Origin of the sequence: Cohaesibacter gelatinilyticus (genome assembly GCF_900215605.1) — a bacterium.
Taxonomy (GTDB): Bacteria; Pseudomonadota; Alphaproteobacteria; order Rhizobiales; family Cohaesibacteraceae; genus Cohaesibacter; species Cohaesibacter gelatinilyticus.
In genome coordinates, this window is record NZ_OBEL01000001.1 from 1,166,693 (window position 1) to 1,187,555 (window position 20,863).

Below are 20,863 nucleotides of genomic sequence, written 5' to 3' on the forward strand. Positions count from 1 at the left end.
GATCAATCGCCTTCTACAAATGGTATGGTCATTTCAACCTTGCGCCCGAGCCAGCTGGGAACTGGCAGATCCTTGGACGCAAGAAACTCCGGATTGAACATCTTGGATTGATAGCGATTGCCATAATCACACAAGACTGTCACGATCCGATGGCCCGGTCCCATGCTCTTTGCCATGGCCACCGCACCCGCTATATTGATAGCAGAAGATCCGCCGAGGCAAAGCCCTTCTTTTTCCAAAAGATCGAAAACGAAGGGAAGGGCGTCTTTATCAGCAATCTGATGGGCCTCATCCACTTCCAAGCCTTCAAGATTGCCGGTAATGCGGCCCTGACCGATGCCTTCGGTGATGGAAGAACCTTCGGCTTTCAACTCACCTGTCTTGTAATAGGAATAGAGAGCTGCACCTTCAGGATCCGCAATGCCGATTCGTACCTTTGGCTGGCGAATGCGAAGACCTTCGGCGGTGCCTGCCAAAGTACCGCCAGTACCGACAGCACAGATAAAGCCATCAACCTCGCCACCAGTCTGTGACCAGATCTCTGGAGCAGTGGTTTCAATATGTGCCTGACGGTTGGCAACATTGTCAAACTGGTTGGCCCAGATTGCACCATGTGGCTCGGTCTCGTTCAGTTGTTCAGCCAAACGCTGAGATAGTTTCACATAATTGTTCGGGTTGCGATAAGGAACTGCGGGGACTTCCACCAATTGTGCACCAGCCAGGCGCAGCATGTCCTTCTTTTCCTGAGACTGCGTCTCGGGAATGACAATTACACAGCGATAGCCAAGGGCATTGGCAATCAATGCCAAGCCGATACCGGTATTGCCTGCAGTGCCTTCCACGATGGTGCCACCTGGCTTCAACGCACCAGTCTGAATGGCATCCTTGATGATATAAAGCGCTGCGCGGTCTTTCACTGATTGACCGGGATTCATGAATTCCGCCTTGCCCAAAATTTCGCAGCCAGTTGCCTCACTCACGGCATTCAACCGTATCAGCGGCGTATTTCCGATTGCATCAATCACGGATGGCATTATGGGCATGTCGATCAAGTCCTTGTCGGCTCTTATTGTGATATTGGTTGCGCTACTCTTTAAAAGAGTACTACAAAATAAGCAGTCAGTTGGATGTGGACAAGAGATAGCTCGCGACGTGGTATAATTATTTCCTCTAGTTGGTATAAAACGCAAATTTGGTTCTGCATTGTGCAAGTGCGAAAAATGCATATCCAGAATGAGCTATTTGTTAGAATGACGTTTCAGTTCTATCTGCTTATGTCCAGCGAATAAGTCCAATGATGGCAGAAGCCGCATAGAAGAATTGAAGTGACAGGAATGCCCAACGTCTATCCAGAATACCCCATGCGGCAAAAAGACCGGCGGACGCCAGCAGAAGACTGAATCCGAGTGTCTCATTGCCAGTGTTGGAGGCAATCAGCAACGCATAGATGATGGCAAGGGCGGATCCGGTAACTTCGAAGACAGTTATCAGTTTTGTGTTTCGCATCAATTGCTGTTCGCCTCCACTCGATTGAGCGATGCTCCATGCTTCGCTCGCGCTCACTCAATGCCATTTGACAGGAAATGACACAAATGGCAAATTTTCACAAAATGATCTAATTTTGTCATGTTGAAGCATGAAAGAGGTAAGGCAATGAGCAAACTGGATATCGAAGCTCTACGGACGCTTTGTGCTATTGTCGATCACGGTGGAATTACACGTGCAGCAGAAAATTTGCCGCTGTCACAGTCCGCAGTTAGTCACAAGATCAAGCGATTGGAAGACAATATCGGCTGTTCACTATTGGCCAGACACTCTGGTGGTCCGTTGCTAACAAGAGATGGGGAGCGGTTGCTGTCCTATGCGCGACGCCTCTGTGCTTTACATGATGAGGCGTTGCAAAGCCTGTCCAAACAGCCCCTATCAGGCAATATCCGTCTTGGTATGACGGAAGATGTAACTTCCAGTGATCTCTCGCTTATTCTTGGTCGTTTCACTCGACTTCAGCCTGATGTATCAGTACGAACCCACGTAAAACAAAGCACCATCCTTCAGAAAGAGCTTGCACAAGGTGAGATCGATATATCGATGATGCAAGTATTTTCATCGGAAATGAAATCATCTGATATCTTGTTGTTCAGAGACAGTCTGCACTGGGTCAAGGACATTGACATGGAGTTGAGGCTGGACCAACCTGTTCCGTTCCTTGCCTATGACGACGATTGCTTTTTCAAACATTGGGCAATGGAGGATGGTAATCTCCCAGCTTCAGGGCTGGAAATCGTTCTGCAATGCGCGAGTTCCGCTGGCATCGCTTCTGCTGTGCGGGCTGGTCTGGGCGTGTCGTTGCTTCCTGGTAGATATCTGACTGACGAGATGCAAATCATCGACGAGGCATTTCCGCCAACTCCAGAGCTTTGCTATGTCCTACGCCTGGGTCACAATGCCAATTCCAGACATATTCAATCCCTTGCCAATGAGATTGCAAAAGGGGTGAAGTCACGCGTTGAACTGCAGGTTGCCAGTTAGTTTGGTGTGATAAAGAAGGTTCATTTCTTATGAAATAAAAAATAGACCCTCCTGAATTTAGGGGAAGAGGGCCTAAATGGGCTTTATAGTCCAGCAAGTTGGGTTGCTTCGCCTAGCACCTGATCCATGACATGCAGGATCATATCGACGTCATTGGCTTCAATGGTCAAAGGTGGGCGGATCTTGAGGATATTATCTGCCGGTCCTTCGGTGCCCATCAGGATGCGATGGTCCCGCATGCGGTTTTTGACATAATCTGCCAGCTTGGTGCCAGGCTCACGGGTCTCTCGATCGATGACCAGATCCAGGCCGACAAAGAGGCCATAGCCACGAACATCGCCAACGATGACATGCTTCTCCTGCAAGGCGCGCAGACCTGAGAGCAAACGCTCGCCCATCTGTTTGGCATTACCCATCAGGCCTTCATCATCAACGATGTCCAGCACTTCCTTACCAGTACGGCAGGATAGGGTGGAACCGCCAAAGGTGGAGAAATATTCTGGCCCTTGTGCGAAAGCGTCTGCAATCTCACGGGTTGTCACCAGCACACCAATCGGATGTCCATTGCCTATTGGTTTGCCCAATACAACGATGTCAGGTGAAGCTTCCTGCTCAGTGAAAGCGAAATAATAATCGCCCAAGCGCCCAAGACCGGTTTGTACTTCGTCGGCAATGCAGACACCACCAGCAGCTCGAACATGCTCATAGACCTTGGCGAGATAGCCTTTGGGAGGGATGATCTGTCCACCGACAGATGGGAAGGTCTCGGCAATAAAACCTGCAAGCTTGCCGCTGCGTTCATTGATCCGCTCAATCGCTTCCTTCACCTGATCGGCGTAATGTGTGGCTCGCTGCTCGTCATCACGACGATAGGTGCCGCGGTAATCATCAGCGACATCCACCAACTGAACCCAATCAGGCTGACCAACGCCACCAGGGGCATTGAATTTGTACGCCGAAATATCGATCACACCCGTTGTATTGCCATGATAGCCATGGTTCGGCGTGACCATGTCCTTGCCACCGGTTTTTGCGCGTGCCAGACGCAAGGCAAGTTCGTTGGCTTCGGTTCCGGAGTTTACGAAGAAGACAACACCGAGATGATCTGGCATCTTGGACAGGATTTTATCAGCGAACTTGATCTGTGCCGGGTGGAGATAGCGGGTATTGGAATTCATCCGCTTGAGCTGATCAGCCGCAATGGCTTGGATGCGTGGGTGGGCGTGACCGACATGGGGCACATTGTTATAGCTATCCAGATATGCACGACCCCATTCATCAAACAGATGATGCTTCCAACCCCGTACGAACATAACTGGGTCTGAGTAGGTCAGCTTCAAATTCTTGCCAAACTTCTCCCGTCGCTCCTGCAAAATAGATGCTTTGGAGGTTGGCTGATAACAAATTGCATCATCAGCCAAGTTCAATAAAGCTGCCGGATTTGGGCAAATCTTGCTCCAAAGATCAAATTCGTCAGGATTTGCAACGCCCGGCCAATCTTTGCCCATTGCCTCCACTGTGGTAGCCATTTGGAAATGAAGATGTGGGTCCCAACCACCATTCTCTTCCTGAGCGCCAAGCGCAGCAAAAGCTTCGCCTTTTTCAAGCATTTGTCCTGCTTCGAGATTGGAAATGGAAGCGGGCGCCAGATGGCCATAGAGAGTATAGAAGGCATCGCCCGCATCTGTTTCATGACGCAGCACGACCATGCCACCATAATCAAGTTCACCGTCACGGACCTCTACATGATGAACACTGGCGGCCACTGGGCTATGGACGGACGTGCCAGTAGGCATGAAGACATCAATACCCAGATGAACGGTCCGACGATTGCTCGCCTTCCATGGGCCGTTGTAAAAGGCGGCATCGGTATAAACCAGCCGTGGCTCTCCATAATGAGCGAGCCAGTCTTGATCCTTGAAACCGATATCGGCACCTAGCGTCGCAGCTTCCGCTTTGCTCATCTCAAAAGGGTTTTGCGGGTTTGCGCAAGCTTCAACTGACAAAGAGCCTATTGGCAGATCGCTCAATTCTTTGCCCATTACGGGCGCAAAACTGCCTCGGTTCTCAGTGAGCCATGTCTGAATGGCTGGAGCTGTTGTGGTAACCGGGAAGCCGCAAGCAACACGAATAGCAAGAAGAAGTGACGCTGGCTCAATTTTGCTATTTTCCAGAAAGCGCCAGGCAGGGGCTTGAGAGATGGTCACATATGGATCGTCACTCTCCTGTGCCATTAGGGTCGAATTGACCACACTCACGGCCAGGCGCATGCGTAATAACGGCCAAACCATCGCCAATTCTTGCTCAGAGAGAGGATAGCGTGCGTGATAGCCACAAGTGAGCGCGATGAGAGCTCCTTTGGGATCCTCATGATCCAGAACGATATAGGCGGCTGCAATCGCCAAATCGCAAATACGCGGGGCAGCGCACATATCGCCCAGATCAATCATGCCCGAAATTTTCGGTGCCTCTTCGAGTGATCCACTTACCAGAAGATTGTAATCATTGATGTCATTGTGAATGGCAACCGATGGCTGGTCTTCCAAAACAGGTTTGATCGCAGCAAAGTCCTGACAGATTTGCTGTAACAGCTTGTGTCGAGCAGGATCGGTGATGGCAGAGAGCTCTTCATTGATCCAGCCCCCTTGCATCAGGTTCCATTTAAAGTCACGAGCCAACGCAGGATGTTCGAAATCTGCAAGGGCTTCATCCATTTCACCCATCTTGGTGCCGAGATCTTCGATCAGAGCGCTACTATGCGGCTTGAAGGAGGCATAGACCTTGCCTGTCCGCCATTCTTGTAGCCATACAATGCGCTCATCACCATTGTCATCAGCAACATGAATGAAGGCAGCACCATTTTGTGCAGGGATAAATCCTGGCGTTGGAAGATCTGGAGATTTGGATCGTATATGCGATAGCGCACGACACTGAAGATCAATCAAATCATCCTCACAACCAGGGTGCATGACTTTCAGGATTGCAGAAATTTCGCCACTTACCCGAAAGTTCAGATCATATTCGCCATCCAGCTGATCCAGCTGGCCAGATACGCCCCAATGATCAGATAGAACTCGGGTCCAATGTTGATGTGGGATAATGTTCATTGCGGGAGGCCTGATATGTGAAATTGTAAAAGCGCCGTAGACTGAGAGCTACTTTTAGCAATTTTTATGTGATGCTGTTCTAGGGCAGAATGTTGTGTTCATCTCTTGAAGAGGTGTCATTTCGACCGACATATGTACAACGCATCTCGTGCAACAGCTTGAGGATTTTGGTGCTGTTATTAGATCGGTCATGTAATCGCAACTATGATTGAGCCAGAGGGATGCAAGAGGACTTGGAATGCACGTCGAACAACCGGATTTATGATTGTTGTATCCATTATACTATTCGCAAATCGCACGAGATCAATCAACCACAACAGGTATTTTCATTTTACATAGCTGAATTCAAATCTGGGTAGCATCAGGGAGCAAGTAAGTGTGAGAATGAGCTCTTGTAATTGAAATTGATACTATTTTTAGAGGCTTGCATCAGAAAAGGAGTATTTGGCATCCAATGTCACAACATGCATAAATGTCATGTCGATTGAACCGAATGAGATGTGTGAAGCTATTCTTGCGTAACGAAAGACATACCGAATCTCAGCATTGATGCTGTAATATCATTAGAGAAGGAGCATTCGATCAATGAATGGCCATGCAACTGCCACAAACTCAGGATGCTTTTTGCAGCAGTTGTAATATCGGGCAAATCTCTACCGAACGGTTCTTGATCTTTACTTTCATTGCTCGGAGTTCATGTTTTCCCAATCTGATATTGATCAGGAGATGGTCGGATAAAGACCGGGTAGTATTGTTTTGTTTCCTGCTTTCTCTGGATGACCGAGTTCACGAAGGCATGTGAGAAGCGAACTGTTATTCCAGCTCGCATCGGTAGAATTCGGATCAAACAGGAGTTGCTCCAACGTCAAGATCTCGCTTTGTAGTTTTGCGTTCTGCCGCTGATGAGGGGCCAGTCGAAGCCAAGTCATGAGGGCTTCGTAGCTTTTGTTCGGTTGTCCGCTTTTCACCACACGGATCAGCAGTTTCCTTGCATTGACCTGCTTGTCTGAAGAGTTGGAGACTGCGGGTTTGGCACCGTATTTCATCGCCACTCTGCGCTGAGCACGCTTCCTGGACACAGAAGGGGAACGAGTGCTTTGCCAGCTATATGCGCCAATCGCAAGGACTGCCAGACCTCCCGCCAACAGGCCCCATTGTAATGGAGAAAGGCCTCCCAGCCATCCGAAGGCTTCCAGGTTTCCGAATGACTGGGAGGTGCCGGTATCGTCCACGGATGTGGAAGCAGGGCTCGATACCGGCTGCGGGGATTTTGACAATGGGGCTGCACCCTCTACCTGAATGGTTTGAGCGGGCAAAATTGCGGTTTGTTCCTTATTGTTTTTGGTGTCGAGCCAATTCACTCGAATTTCTGGAAGAGTGATTGTCCCTCCTTGGGTGGGAACAATCGACACGAGGACATCTTTGCGAGCAATGGTTCCATCATTGGTCTGCACCAAGTCTGTCTTGCTATCGTCGACATATAGCTTTACGCCGCTTGCTTGCCCCAAATCGAGGTCTGGCAGTTGCTCCGGGCGGGCACCAAGGGCAAGCAGACTGATGCGGCGTGTAATGGCCTCACCAACTTTGAAGGTCGGGTTGTCCTTCGTCCATTCTGCTTTCAATTGCACGGCTTTGGCAGGCAAGAACCAGTTGTTACTCTGGGCTGAGCCATTAGGGTTGGCCAGAACATCGATGGATACGCTATCAGAGCGAACCTTGAATGGCTTACCGGATTGGAACATGCGTCCAATACCGAAGTTTCGCATCATGGAACTTCCAAACCCAAAGTCATCAAAGAAGGGGTCACGCTTCTGACGAGGGTCGGGGATGCTTCCTTTGAGTACGAAGGGCGGCAATGTCAAGGAGCCAGCCTTTTGTGGTCGAAGCATATAATCACGTTTAATGATCGTAACAGGACGCCCGTTCCGAACCACTTGAGAAGAACGATCTTCACCCAATTGAGAAAGTTCGAAACCATCGCCCTGAGGGGCGATCAGACCAGCATCTTGAAAGGCTTGATCTGTTTCGATGCGGATAGTCAACGGGATTTCGCTGAACACATAATGCTGACCAGGTTCAATTGAAGCAGTGACCGACACCCCGTTGATACCAATTGCCTTGGGTGCTGCGCTTGCACCCAGAACTTTGATTGATGTTTTTTCACTGCTCACATTGCCTGCCTGCAAGGCAGGAATGGTCAACTCGCCTTTCTTCTTTGGGGAGAGAGTGACAATCCAGCTTTTCTTGTCAGTCCGACGGCCATTGATGATTTGCGTCTGGCTTGACTGCGAAGTGCCTTGTACCTTGAAGTCCTGCGACAGTGGACCAAGGTCTGGTTGACTTGCATTTGTATCCTGGGTGCTAAGGATCAGTTGAAAACTATCACCCATAGCCACAATTGAACTATTTACCCGAGCTTGCAGTCCTGCTGCCCAACCATTCTGGATCATGCCAGCTGCTAGAATGGCAGCCAGTGCAGTAGATTTTAGCCATGTTTTTGATGGTCTTGACTTGATCATGAGACTGTCTTTCCATTTAGCGTTGGTTGGCACGGAGGCGGGAATAGTGTTGACGGATACGAGCGCGGAGTAATCCTGACGGATCATCAGGAACACGGCGGAGTTGCTGTTCAACGGCCTGATTGAGAGGTTTTGAGTGTGTGCCTGCAATGTCTGCTTCTACTTGCTCTTCCTGTTCATGATCAGAGTTTCCATCAAACATGTCGGAGACCAGTTTTGAGAGCAGGTCTTTGTCTTGCTGTCGGCTTTCCTGATCCGAGCGGCCTGTCGCTTGATTTTCAGTCTGCTGATCCTGATCTTTCTGACCTTGCTGCTGATCCTGACTCTTCTGACCTTGCTGCTGATCCTGACTCTTCTGACCTTGCTGCTGATCCTGACCCTTCTGGCCTTGCTGCTGATCCTGATCTTTCTGGCCCTGCTGTTGGTCCTGACTCTTCTGGTCTTGCTGCTGGTCCTGACCCTTCTGGCCTTGCTGCTGATCCTGACCTTTCTGGTCTTGCTGCTGGTCCTGACCTTTCTGGCCTTGCTGCTGATCCTGACCTTTCTGGTCTTGCTGCTGATCCTGTTTCTGGTTTTGCTGTTTTTGTTCTTGTTGTTTCTGCTGTTCAAGAAGCTTTGCAATCAGATCACGATTGAACTTTGCGTCCTCACTGTCTGGATGACGATTGAGATAATCATCATAAGCCTTCAACGCGCCTTCGAGATTGCCAGACTTGGCCAAGGCATTGCCAAGATTGTAGCCTTGATCCTGACCATTGACGGACGCATAGCTTTGGGCTGCTTTTGCATAATCACCTGCGCGATAGAGCGCGGCCGATTTCCAGTCTTTTTTCTCAAAAGACGCTGCAGCGCCTGCGAAGTTCTTGGCCTTGAATGCGGTTTCACCTTGTTGATCTCTGGTCTGCCAAAGATCTTTCCAAACAGACTGATTACTTGAGGAGGCCGTGATTACAGATGCTGCTGCAGTTTCAGGTTGAACCATTGTGCCGGCCAAAGTGAGAGCAAGAACAAAGACCAAGCCGCGACGAAATGCGAAGGCTGCAAACAGAACAGGGAGAACCAGAAGCCAATAGCCCATATCGACCCAACTATCCGCCTTGAAATCATTCGCCTTGCCAGCCTGGGTATAGTCAGATTTTGATTTGGGAAGTAACTGATCCAAGTCTTGTGAGCCTGCAGTCAAGATTGCCATCTGTCCTCCTCCAGCTTTCGCCAGATTGGTCAGAGCTTTCACAGGAACTTTGGTGACAAAGGTTTCACCCTTACGGTTGGCTATTGCCTGACCATTTGACGTCTGAAGAGTTGCGCCTTTCTCTGTACCAACGGCAAGCACGGATAGTTCGAACCCGGCACTGTTGAGAGCTGTAGCTGCTTTCATGCTGGCTTTGGGGTCGTTACCCATATCATCTGCCAGCAGAATGACCTTTCCGCTCGTTGCACCAGCGCGTTGCAACAGATTGGTTGCTTCATCCAGTGCCAAATCCAGGCGATTGCCAAGAACCGGCATCAGATTGGTGGATAATTCTGGCAACATCTGTTCAATCACCTTGGGATCATTTGTCAATGGAGTGGCAACAAAAGGAGCATCGGAATAAATGACCAAACCACGATCATCCCCTTGAGTGCGTTCGAGAATATCGCGCAGTTTATGGCCTGCTCTTTTCAGACGACTTGGAGACAAGTCATCGGCATTCATTGACTGAGCCAATGACAAAACCATCACCACCGGCTCCCCGCCTGAAAAGGATGGGATGTCACTCTTTTGCCAGCTTGGTCCTGCCATGGCTGTGATCAACAATGCAGAAAGAACGGCAAAGCCAAGCGGAAAAAGGCGTGATTTCTTCTGCTGTTTGCCTGAGAGCGATAGATGGGCGAGCAAATGGGGGTCGATATATTTGCTCCAATTGTCTTGCGATCCGGTTAGGCTGGCTTTGAAAAGAGCAATCGTTGCCAACCCTGCTGGAATGAGCGCCCAAAACCAGTCCGGGCGCAGGAAATGGAATGTCTGTGGGAGTAGGGACATGTTATTCTCCTGCTATTTGAGGGTTGGAACGGGTGGTGAGTGACCGGATGAGGGCTGGCATTGCTATGATCAGTCCCATAAGCGCCATCAGGGCCAAAGCCAGGCCTGCTGGCCAGAAAAAGAGAGCGACTTCCGGACGAACATGAAGTGGGTCGCCGCTAACTGGCTCGAGCTTGTTGATGTCCTCATAGATTGCTGCCAGTCCGGCGACATCAGTGGCGCGGAAATATTTGCCCCCGGTTTCTGCTGCGATCTCACGCAGGGTCCCTTCGTCCAGATCCTGTGAAGGGTTCACCAACTGACGACCAAAAGCTGTATTGACCGCACGCGCTTCACCTCCAACACCGATGGTGTAGATGCGAATACCCAATTCCTTTGCCAGAGCAGCTGCCTTGAGTGGTTCCATGACACCTTCGTTGCTCGCTCCATCAGTAAGCAGGATCAGAACACGTCCTTTGGCAGGTCGATCTTTCAAGCGCTTTACAGAGACTGCGATTGCATCGCCGATGGCTGTTTTCTGACCGGTCAAGCCAACCTGGGCCTGATCAAGCAGTTCACGCACCACCTGACGATCAAAGGTGAGAGGTGCTTGCAGATAGGCGCGATTGGAAAAGAGCACAAGCCCAACCCGGTCTCCTTTGCGACGATCAATAAAATCGTCAGCCGCTGCCTTCACTACATCCAGTCGGGTTGCCCGGCGTCCATTGAGAGCAAAGTCGTCTTGCTCCATCGAACCGGATAAGTCGATGGCCATCATGATGTCCCGACCCTCGGCAGGGAGTGGGACTTCGGGGCCGACGAAAGCGGGACGGACGAGGGCACCAACCAGCAGAAGCCAGATAAGGCTGGACAGGAGCCCGCGCCATATAGAGGTTTTGGCTATATTGTTGCCGGAAGCGCGATTGGCAAAAAGCTGGTTGAAAAACGGGACCATAAGTGCACCAGCCTGAGAGGGAGCAATCGGCTTGGCAAGTTTGCGAATAATCAGGGGCAGAGGTAGAAGGAGAAATGCCAATGGCCATAGAAAAGTGATCATGCGTGCCTCCTGATCCAGAGTTCAACGGTATCCAGTATTTGAGTAGGAGATGGGTCAAGGTCGCTGACCTTGGCAGCATATGGGGCTTGTGCAAGGAAAGTTGCGAGGGCCGGCGCCATGCCTTTCTCGCCCTCACTCAGGAACGTTGCCCATCCATGGCCACTTTGGGTGGCTATTTCAGCGCCATTTTGTTTGAGAGTTATGCGATGAAGGAGAACGGAAAGATCTGTCGCCAGATGCAAGAGATTTGAGGGATCCTTGCCGAATTGCTGACGCAACGCATCGACTTCTCTCAAGGCGGCATGGCGCACAGTGCGGCGGCGCAGATACAATCCAAATGTTGAGACGCAAAGGAGTGTCACAGATGCTCCAATCAATATCCACCAGCCTGGAGCCAGAGGCCACCAAGAGATGGCTTCACTTGGGAGGTGAATATCACGCAATGCCTCTAGTTGGCTTTGAAGTTCGGGCGAGAGTTGCTTCATGATCTTGCCCCTTGATGGTTTTGGCTGGAAGCGGATCGTTTGTCCGGATTGAGCAGACTGCGCGGATCGTCTCCGGTCGAAATGGTATGAAAGGCCATGCCACGGCGCCGAGTGAGTGCATGCAAGCGATCAAGACGATCCGAATAAGCCAGGCTGTATTCGTCCAATGATCGCGATTTGAGCGAGGATAAGGAGAGAATGTCCTCGCCATTCGTGACGCGTCCGGCAGATCTTGGTAGAGCTTCGTCAAGCGGATCATTCACCATGATTAGCGTGATATGAGCTCTGAGGGACAGGCGCTGAAGTTCCTGTTCAGTGACATCATTAAAATCCCAGAAATCACTTATGAGAAAAACCAGAGCCCCCGGGCGTACGCTATGGCGCAGGCGGCGAATGGCTTTAGGTAGAGCAAGCTCTTGACCAACTGGTTGATCAAGGTGAGTTGCTTCTGCTGCAGCTTCCATGAATTCCAGAACCGCCCTGCGTGTGCGGGCGGCTTTGAAGTCCTTATAGCCATCCTTGTGCAAAAGCAGTCCGCCTACACGATCACCGCCATCATGACCAACCCATGCCAATTGAGCGGCAATTTCGGTGGCCAGGTTGGATTTGAACCGAACGCGGGAACCAAAATGCATCATGGCTCTGAGATCCAGCAAGATATGAACAGGGCGCTCACGCTCTTCCTGAAACAGTTTGGTATGAGTTTGACCTGTGCGAGCGGTCACGCGCCAATCAATGTTCTTGACGTCATCGCCTGGTTGATAGACACGAGACTCAGCAAATTCCATGCCGCGTCCCAGAAATATCGAGCGATTGGTGCCCCATTGATGCGTGCGAACGCGGCCTGAGGGAGCAAAACCTGTTGTGCCACGGGGAGGGCGAGCACGGATCAGATCTGGCTTGCCGATTTCAATCCCCGGAAGTTTGGAGTTGGTCTGAGCCATGCTGCTCTCCTTTAGCTAACGGGGATGCGATTGATCAGCTCGGAGATGAAGTCATCGCGTGTATGACCATCAGCCTCAGCTTCGAAACTCAAAATGATACGATGACGTAAAATATCGTGAGCAATGGCTTGCACATCCATGGGAGTAACGAATTCGGAACCACGCATCCATGCATGAACGCGAGAGCAACGATCTAGCGCAATGGTGCTTCGGGGGCTGGCGCCATAGGCCAACATATGTGCCAGATCTTCGCCATACAGAGCCGGAGTTCGCGTTGCCTGGATGATCTGGATGATGTAATCGGTCAAAGCTTCGGAAGAATGGACTTGAAGCGCTGCCTTGCGTGCCGCAAAAATGGCATTGGCGGGGATCATGACTTCTGGATCGGTGGCTTCGCCCTGTGCTTCACCGCGTATGATGCGAAGGATTTCTTTCTCAGCAGCAGCATTTGGATAATCGATATTCACATGCAGAAGAAAGCGGTCAAGCTGAGCTTCTGGCAGAGGATAGGTACCTTCCTGCTCAATCGGGTTCTGAGTAGCCATTACCATGAATAGATCTGGTAGTTGGTAGGTCTTGCCAGCTACGGTCACCTGACGCTCTGCCATAGCTTCGAGAAGGGCTGATTGCACCTTTGCGGGTGCGCGGTTGATTTCATCTGCAAGGATAAGACTGTGAAAGAGAGGGCCTTCCTGAAACGTGAAGTGACCTTGCTCCGGGCGATAGATTTCAGTGCCGGTCAAATCTGATGGCAACAAATCAGGAGTGAACTGGATACGGCGGGCATCACAGTCAATGGTCTGAGCCAACGCGTTGACGGCTTTGGTCTTTGCCAAGCCTGGTGCGCCTTCCAGCAGAATATGGCCATCGGCAAACAGAGCAAGAAGAAGACGATCTACGAAGCGCTCCTGTCCGACGATGCGTGCATTCATATGCTTGCGTAAGCAAGAGATGACTTTATTGTCGGTACCAGAGTTCGAGCCAAGCGGTTGTGCACCCTCAAGTGAAGGTTGGGAGAGAGTATTCATCGGAAGATCCTGTGAAAACTGGAGGAGAGGGAAGGTCTGCAAGGCCTTCCCCACAACAGGAGAAAGTTAGAGAATTTCTTTCAACTCATAACCTTGTTTAGGAACTGCTGTTTCCTCGAATTCCTCGACAACAACAGAAGTTTCAATGGATTTGAGAACCATGTTGGCTTCATAGAAATTGCCTGCATTGATATCAATGATGGCCTTGTCGAGACTGGCAACGGACTTTGAGATTGGTAGCAAAGCATATTTGACATCCAGCTCTATATCGGCTGCTTTCATCATTTTGACGGCGTCAGAGGTCTTGCCATGCTGTGCCAGAACACCAGCCTTACCAATCACAGCCGCATGGGCTGGAGTTGGTTTGAAGCCTTCTGAGAACAGGATGGATCGGTCAATCGGGGCACCAAAGCCTTTGTTTTCACCAAACTTGATGGCAAATTTGGCCAGCTTCTCATTGAAAATGCCACGTGCTTTCTTGACCAGATCCATGGCGGCATCGGTTTGGCCATCAAACAGAGCGAAGCGAGCGCCGCGTACATCCGAGAGAACTGCTTTGGCATGACCGGAAATTTTGATCTCGTTTGCGACGACCATTTCCTTGGCCATTTTGTCTTTTGCTGGTTCTGAGGCGTGTGCGGTTACGTTGAGTGAAGTGGCAGCCATAAGACCAGCAAGACCGAGCATTACGATTTTGGAAGCTTTGTTCATGTTTATCTCCTGTTGTCAGAAACACTGTCGTTGTGTCTGAACAGAAGATAGAATGCCGATTTCAAACTGCGCTGAAGCGAACTTTAAATATATTTAAAGTTTCGAAAAGCTCACAATGATGCGTAATCCCGGAGAAGCATTCTCCAGTTTCAGATCTGCTTTATGCTGTTTGGCAATAGCAGCGACCAATGCAAGGCCCAAGCCATTGCCTGGTTTGGTTCGTGCAACATCCAACCGTTCAAAAGGCTTCAGGATAGTTTCCAGTTTATTCGCTGGGATACCAGGGCCGTCATCCTCGATACTCAAATTGATACGGTCTTCGAAGGGCTTGACTGATACAGCAATATTGGTGCCGCTTGGCGTGTGAACTTGCGCATTCTTAAGTAAATTGACCAATAATTGTTCCACCATCCCTGTGTCACAAGAGATGAATGCTGGCGCGCTGCGTTCACTGTATGTCGGTATTAGCAGGTAATCCCCGGCGTCACTTAGTACTGGCTCATAAAGATCCGTGATCTTGTCGATCAAACTCCAAAGGTCTGCTCGCTTAAAGTGACTACGATCTGTTTGTGCCTTGATGTGCGAAATGCGCAAAATGGTGTCGAAGGTTTGATTGAGTTGGTCAATCTCTCCCAAGGCATTGGTAAGAATTGGACTGGGGTCTTGGCCCTGCTCACAGGCATCAATTGCTTCGAACAACGCGATCTGAGCATGAGAGAGAGGTGTCTTGAGATCATGAGCAATGGCTGAAGCGGTCGTGCGCATGCTTGTCACAAGATCTGACAATTGCTCGATATTGGTGTTCATTTTGAGCGCAATCGCATCGATCTGATCCTGGTTCTCGATCACTTTGATGCGGGCATTCATGTCACCTTGGGAAAAAGCACCAAGAGCTTGATCCATGGCATCTAGCTTCTGCGCAGACTTTTTGCTGGAAAGCCAACCGAGTATCAAGGTTCCTATACTCAAAATGATGGCGGATAGACCTAGCCAGATAAGAAGCTGTGTCTGTGTGCCGGTAATGATCCGGGACGACCGGCCGACTATCAGGCGAAAGCTCTCTAGCTTTACGGCTTTGGCGTGAAAGGGAAGTTCCTTATCTCCTGATCGCAGCAATCTAAGGGTCACTTTTCGCCAGCCGACAAAATCGGGCGCAAGTGAGATATTGCCTTCGATCCTGTTCAGGCTTTCATCGAACAGACCAACCGCGTGCTCCTGAGGCTCAAAACCGCTTGATAAAGCTCTTAAAGCTTTGATCAACCCATCTCGACCCTCATTCTCGAAAATCTCGGTGAAGAGAATGATCTCTTCTTCAGATTGGGCACGCAGCTCGCCTTCTAGTGCGGCGGTAACCACAGAGAAAATCAGAAAGCCGATCAGCACTAACATGCCCAGAAAGAGCAGCACGACATGAAAAGCAAGCTTGAATGGATTGGCAGAGACCGGGTTAACGAGGGGCACGGATCACATATCCCATATTGCGAATGGTATGAATGAGCGGTTCAGCAAAAGGCCTGTCGACTTTTTGACGCAGCTTGCTGATATGGGTCTCCACAACAGAGGTTCCTGGATCAAAGGTCAGATCCCAAACTTTCTCCAATATCATCGTGCGCGAGACAATACGGCTGCTATTTTCCATCAGATATTCGAGCAATGCGAATTCCTTTTGCAGCAAATCAATATCCCGCCCCTGGCGTTGCGCGCACCGACCAAGCAGATCAAGTGTCAGATCGTGAACGACCAACTCTGTCTTTTGGGTATTTTCCTGCGGGCGACGGGAGAGAGCAGTGATGCGAGCTGACAGTTCTGAAAAATGAAACGGTTTGACCATATAATCATCCCCGCCAGCCAAAAGACCATCCACCTTGTCGTCGATATCTGCCATGGCGGTGAGAAAAATCACCGGGATCTGGCAGTTGGATGAACGCAAGGCTTTGACGACAGATAAGCCATCCATACCGGGCATCATGCGATCGGCAATCAGCAAATCGCACTGATTGTAGAGACAATAGGTGAGGGCCTCTCGGCCATCGCTGACCCAATCCACCACATGCCCTTGCTCTTTCAAACCCTTGAGAACATAGTGGGCGGTCGTTTCGTCATCTTCGGCAATCAGGATTTTCATGATCAGGTCACAAGCCTTAAGTCACTGTTTGACTACAGGGATAAGATGCTTTGCCGACAGGAGCAATTAAATTCCGTGGAGAATGGCGAGCTGGAATTGATTTCAGCCATAAATCCAGACGAAGGTGAGCAACCGGTTGCAATATTGAGGTCCTATCATGGATACAGCTACTCTGATCAAACTGTTTGGTGCATTCTTCGCCATCATGAACCCATTTGTGAATTTGCCCATCTTCCTGTCCATGACCAACGGCTATTCGGTGAGTGAGCAGCGTCAGTTAGCTCTCAAGATTGCTGCATTTTCTGTTCTGATGTGTTTGATCATTCTGGTTGCAGGCAAGCAGATCATCGGCTTCTTCGGAATCTCAATTGATGATTTCAGAGTCGCAGGTGGACTTGTCTTGGCAAGTATTGCCTGGTCCATGTTGCACGGAAATGAGAGCAGTTCTCATCACGGTAGTGAAGCAGAAAATAAAGCAAAGTCCTCATTGGACAGCATTGCATTCTATCCGATGACATTTCCCATGATCGTGGGGCCAGGCACCATTGCGACGATCATCATCTATGCTGGGCATGCCAAAAACACATTGGAGATCGGAACAATTGGAGCCATTATCTCCGTCATTCTCTTGATGCTCTATCTGGTCTTCTTTTTCTCATCAATTATAGGCAAGGTCCTGACCGAGACCATGCGCGTGATCATGACCCGCCTCATGGGAATGATTCTGCTTGCAATCGCGGTGGAGATGCTGGTGGCCGGACTAAAGGCTTTGTTGTAAGAATTAATCTCAGAGCGATAGTGAATCTCCAATCCATCTCATCCATGCGATATTTGCGCGATGAATCATATGGCTTGGCGAGATTTTCCTATGAGCAGATGTTCCTCGATCAGCGCATATCGCCGCGGCGATCCGTCTCATATTTCCTGATACACTGAATGATCGTATCCTCCAAAATGCGCGCTGCAGGAGAGCTGGGGGCTTCCGAATTCTTGATGATTTCAATATTGCGCCGGATGTTGAAGTCAGCAATTTCCAGAAATATGACGTCTGGTGAGGTTGCGGTCTTGGCGGTCATTTCAGGCAGAATGGTTATGCCAACTTGATTTTTAATCATCGCCATCAATGACGTGATATTCTGAACAACCAATCCTGCATTAGCATGAAGATCTATGCATTCCGGTATATCGATGGATTTCGAAAGGCTGTTTGCGATGAGACGGTGTTGGGACAAATCCTGCCATGTAAGAGATCTGTCTAAGCGCGCCAAACTGCTATTTGCGTGACAAATCACGCCGAAGGCATCGCTCAAAATCGTTTCTGTATAGAAGGGGGTGCTATGACCTTGCGTCGACGCGATCCCAATATCAATTCTGTTGCGTGACAGTTCCCTGATGACCGAGGCTGAATCCATATCCCGGACTTCGATGAAGATATCCGGATATTTCTCGAGATACTGAAAAATCGCATCAGGTAGGATCGTGCTTGCGATCGAGGGAACTGCAGCAAGCCTTACCCTTCCGCTTCTGGCTTTGGCAAAATCCAGAATTTCCTGAATGGTAGTATCGAATTGGCTGAGCTCACGTTCTGCCTGTTCCAGAACGAACTCTCCCAAAGTCGTCAACTTGCTTTTGCGATCAGTTTCAAACAAGGGCTCACCCAGATTTTCCTCTAACTGTTTGAGCATCATGGAAATAGCGGATGGGGTCCGGCCAAGGATATCTGCTGCACTGCTGAGATTGCCCGTCCGAGCCACTGTTGCAAAGCATCTGAGCATTTCGATTTTGATCGCCATTTCAATTTTCCTGAAATATATTTCATTTATTTGATTTTGACTGAAATTAAAACCTGAGTCCATATTAACGCAACGATAAATACAGCTACGTTAGGCGAAGGTTTCCCTCATGACTGATACAAAACTGAATCTGATTGCCGGCCAATGGGTCGCAGGTGAAAGTGAAATTGAAAATCGCAATCCATCTGATCTGTCAGATTTGATTGGCCTTTTCGCTCAGGCATCATCTGATCAGTTGGAAGCGACTTTGGATCAGGCACGCATTGCACAGGCGGAATGGGCGGCTTACGGCATTGAACGCAAATATAACGTTCTGATGGCCATTGGCAATGAGCTGATGGCGCGCTCTGAGGAATTGGGAACTTTGCTATCTCGCGAAGAGGGCAAGCCTTTAGCGGAAGGTAAGGGCGAAGTCTATCGCGCTGGTCAATTCTTTACTTATTACGCGGCTGAAACCCTGCGCCAGATTGGCGAGAATGCCGACTCCGTTCGTGACGGCATTGAGGTTGATGTACGCCGTGAGGCAGTTGGTGTTGTCGCCATCATCTCCCCATGGAACTTCCCAACTGCCACCGCTTCCTGGAAAATCGCACCTGCATTGGCATTTGGTAATGCCGTTGTCTGGAAACCTGCTAATGCGACACCTGCATCTGCCGTGGCATTGGCAGAGATCATTGAGCGACAGGATATTCCAAAGGGCTTGTTCTCACTTGTCATGGGTGCTGGGCGTTCGGTTGGGCAGCGTCTCGTTGAAAGCCCCAAGGTCGATGCGATTTCCTTTACCGGTTCTGTCCCTGTCGGCAAAGGCATTGCGATAGCGGCATTGCAGAACCTGACCCGTGTGCAGATGGAAATGGGCTCCAAGAATGCTCTTGCTGTCATGGATGATGCTGACTTGGATCTGGCTGTATCTTTGGCACTTGGTGGTGCATTTGGCGGCACCGGTCAAAAATGTACGGCATCTTCACGTCTGATCGTTCATGAAGCAATTCATGATGCATTTGTGGAGAAGCTGGTTGCTGGCACTCAGGCCATGAAAGTTGGTCACGCTCTGGAAGCAGGGACTCAGATTGGCCCCGTTGTCTCAGAGCCACAGCTCAGTGAAAACCTGGCTTATGTCGAGCTGGGGAAATCTGAAGGTGCGGAACTGGCCTGTGGTGGGCAGCGCTTGGAGATGCCAAAGCAGGGCTATTACATGTCTCCAGGCGTTTTTCTTGGAACCAGCAATTCCATGCGTATCAACCGTGAAGAGATGTTTGCGCCGCTGGCCGCTGTTATCAAGGTTGGTGGCTATGAAGAAGCACTTTCCGTGGTCAATGACACCAATTTCGGCCTGACTTCCGGCATTGTTACGCAAAATCTGGCACGCGCAACGCACTTCCGTCGTAATGCAAAAACCGGTTGTGTGATGGTAAATTTGCCGACTGCGGGTACTGACTATCACGTGCCATTTGGTGGTCGTGGAGATAGCTCCTATGGTCCGCGCGAGCAAGGCTCTCATGCCAAGGATTTCTATACGATTGTGAAGACCTCCTACATTTCCGCAGGAGTACCAAGCTAATGCGGATCGATAATCTCCAATATGCCAATTGGTCGGAGAAAATTTTTCGTCAGATGCGCGAAGGTGGTTTGGACGCAGTCCACGTTACCATTGCCTACCACGAAAATTTTCGTGAAACAGTCCTCAATTTTGAACGTTGGAACCGCTGGTTTGAGCAATATCCTGAACTGATCATGGCTGGATATGAAGCATCCGACGTTGACAAGGCAAAGGAAACCGGTCGTACGGCGATCTTTTTCGGTTTCCAAAATCCAAGTCCTATCGAAGATGATATTGGATTGGTGGAGATCGTTCATCGTCTGGGCGCTCGCTTCATGCAGCTGACTTATAACAATCAGTCCTTGCTTGCGACTGGATGTTATGAAGCAGAAGACACCGGATTGACCCGTATGGGGAAGCAGGTCGTCAAGGAAATGAACCGGGTTGGTCTTGTGGTCGATATGAGCCATTCCGCAGATCGCTCGACAATCGAGGCCGCAGATTTTTCCGAAAGACCTATCGCGATCACTCACGCCAATCCTCATGCATGGGCTCCAGCTCTTCGCAACAAGAAGGATGATGTGATCCGTGCTGTGGTCGAAAATGGCGGTATGATGGGTTTTTCACTCTATCCCCATCACCTAAAGGATAAGTCCAACTGCACGCTCGAAGGCTTCTGCACGATGATTGCTCAAACTGCTGAGAAATTTGGTGCGGAACATCTGGGTATCGGTTCCGACCTCTGTCAGGACCAACCAGATAGCGTGGTGGAGTGGATGCGTGTGGGGCGCTGGACCAAGGAAATCGATTACGGAGAAGGCTCAGCTGCCGCTCCAGGTTTCCCGAATATGCCTGAATGGTTCCGCGATAATCGAGATTTCGGAAATTTGGAAAATGGACTGCGAAATGTCGGCTTCAATGACGACGAAATCGCGGGGATTATGGGTTGTAACTGGTACCGGTTTTATCAGAACAACTTTTGCGCAGCATCAGCCCTTTAGCAGGTGATTGATACAATTCCCA

Annotated in this window: 17 protein-coding genes; 4 read left to right on the forward strand and 13 right to left on the reverse strand. The window is 49.9% G+C overall.

Annotation, left to right across the window (positions count from 1 at the left end):
- Positions 1-2: 2 nt before the first annotated feature.
- Both CRO57_RS05210 and CRO57_RS05215 read right to left on the reverse strand, forming a co-directional pair.
- Positions 3-1,043, reverse strand: a complete 1,041-nt coding sequence (locus CRO57_RS05210) for a cysteine synthase A (protein WP_097152290.1) — start codon at positions 1,041-1,043, stop codon at positions 3-5.
- A 229-nt stretch (positions 1,044-1,272) separates the two neighbouring features.
- Complete coding sequence (locus CRO57_RS05215) at positions 1,273-1,506, reverse strand: hypothetical protein (RefSeq protein WP_097152291.1); 234 nt, start codon at positions 1,504-1,506, stop codon at positions 1,273-1,275.
- Between the two features lie 147 nt (positions 1,507-1,653).
- Between CRO57_RS05215 and CRO57_RS05220 the strand changes: the two genes are divergently transcribed.
- Positions 1,654-2,529 carry a LysR family transcriptional regulator gene (locus tag CRO57_RS05220; RefSeq protein WP_097153209.1) on the forward strand — a complete coding sequence of 292 codons (876 nt, stop codon included), beginning with the start codon at positions 1,654-1,656 and terminating at the stop codon, positions 2,527-2,529.
- A gap of 83 nt (positions 2,530-2,612) precedes the next feature.
- On the opposite strand, the gene CRO57_RS05225 is transcribed toward CRO57_RS05220, so the two are convergent.
- The 10 genes from CRO57_RS05225 to CRO57_RS05270 all read right to left on the reverse strand — a co-directional run bounded on the left by CRO57_RS05225 (position 2,613) and on the right by CRO57_RS05270 (position 16,507).
- On the reverse strand, positions 2,613-5,636 hold the full coding sequence (locus tag CRO57_RS05225) for an aminotransferase class III-fold pyridoxal phosphate-dependent enzyme (protein ID WP_097152292.1): 3,024 nt from the start codon (positions 5,634-5,636) through the stop codon (positions 2,613-2,615).
- Positions 5,637-6,355: 719 nt separating this feature from the next.
- On the reverse strand, positions 6,356-8,155 hold the full coding sequence (locus CRO57_RS05230) for a BatD family protein (protein WP_170955955.1): 1,800 nt from the start codon (positions 8,153-8,155) through the stop codon (positions 6,356-6,358).
- Between the two features lie 16 nt (positions 8,156-8,171).
- Positions 8,172-10,178, reverse strand: a complete 2,007-nt coding sequence (locus CRO57_RS05235; RefSeq protein ID WP_097152294.1) for a vWA domain-containing protein — start codon at positions 10,176-10,178, stop codon at positions 8,172-8,174.
- Between the two features lies 1 nt (position 10,179).
- Entirely contained in the window at positions 10,180-11,214 is a 1,035-nt protein-coding gene (locus tag CRO57_RS05240) for a vWA domain-containing protein (protein ID WP_097152295.1), read from the reverse strand.
- Entirely contained in the window at positions 11,211-11,699 is a 489-nt protein-coding gene (locus CRO57_RS05245; RefSeq protein ID WP_097152296.1) for a DUF4381 domain-containing protein, read from the reverse strand. Before CRO57_RS05245 ends, CRO57_RS05240 begins: the two co-directional genes overlap by 4 nt.
- Positions 11,696-12,643 carry a DUF58 domain-containing protein gene (locus tag CRO57_RS05250; RefSeq protein ID WP_097152297.1) on the reverse strand — a complete coding sequence of 316 codons (948 nt, stop codon included), beginning with the start codon at positions 12,641-12,643 and terminating at the stop codon, positions 11,696-11,698. Before CRO57_RS05250 ends, CRO57_RS05245 begins: the two co-directional genes overlap by 4 nt.
- Positions 12,644-12,654: 11 nt before the next feature.
- The gene (locus CRO57_RS05255) at positions 12,655-13,575 is read right to left on the reverse strand and encodes an AAA family ATPase (RefSeq protein WP_244580055.1); all 921 of its coding nucleotides are present in this window, start codon (positions 13,573-13,575) and stop codon (positions 12,655-12,657) included.
- A 162-nt stretch (positions 13,576-13,737) separates the two neighbouring features.
- Positions 13,738-14,382: a YfdX family protein gene (locus tag CRO57_RS05260; RefSeq protein WP_097152298.1), complete on the reverse strand. Its 645-nt coding sequence runs from the start codon at positions 14,380-14,382 to the stop codon at positions 13,738-13,740.
- A 93-nt stretch (positions 14,383-14,475) separates the two neighbouring features.
- Positions 14,476-15,843 (reverse strand): HAMP domain-containing sensor histidine kinase, encoded by a 1,368-nt coding sequence (locus CRO57_RS05265; protein ID WP_097152299.1) that lies wholly within the window; start codon positions 15,841-15,843, stop codon positions 14,476-14,478.
- Positions 15,830-16,507 carry a response regulator gene (locus tag CRO57_RS05270; protein WP_097152300.1) on the reverse strand — a complete coding sequence of 226 codons (678 nt, stop codon included), beginning with the start codon at positions 16,505-16,507 and terminating at the stop codon, positions 15,830-15,832. The genes CRO57_RS05265 and CRO57_RS05270 overlap by 14 nt, the downstream gene beginning before the upstream one ends.
- 157 nt (positions 16,508-16,664) lie before the next feature.
- Here CRO57_RS05270 and CRO57_RS05275 point away from each other — a divergent pair, with 157 nt between their 5' ends.
- Positions 16,665-17,285: a MarC family protein gene (locus tag CRO57_RS05275; RefSeq protein ID WP_097152301.1), complete on the forward strand. Its 621-nt coding sequence runs from the start codon at positions 16,665-16,667 to the stop codon at positions 17,283-17,285.
- A gap of 109 nt (positions 17,286-17,394) precedes the next feature.
- On the opposite strand, the gene CRO57_RS05280 is transcribed toward CRO57_RS05275, so the two are convergent.
- Positions 17,395-18,300, reverse strand: coding sequence for a LysR family transcriptional regulator (locus CRO57_RS05280; RefSeq protein WP_097152302.1), 906 nt, complete (start codon positions 18,298-18,300; stop codon positions 17,395-17,397).
- Positions 18,301-18,409: 109 nt separating this feature from the next.
- Between CRO57_RS05280 and CRO57_RS05285 the strand changes: the two genes are divergently transcribed.
- On the forward strand, positions 18,410-19,861 hold the full coding sequence (locus tag CRO57_RS05285; protein ID WP_097152303.1) for an aldehyde dehydrogenase family protein: 1,452 nt from the start codon (positions 18,410-18,412) through the stop codon (positions 19,859-19,861).
- Positions 19,861-20,841 (forward strand): membrane dipeptidase, encoded by a 981-nt coding sequence (locus tag CRO57_RS05290; RefSeq protein WP_097152304.1) that lies wholly within the window; start codon positions 19,861-19,863, stop codon positions 20,839-20,841. The genes CRO57_RS05285 and CRO57_RS05290 overlap by 1 nt, the downstream gene beginning before the upstream one ends.
- Positions 20,842-20,863 lie beyond the last annotated feature (22 nt).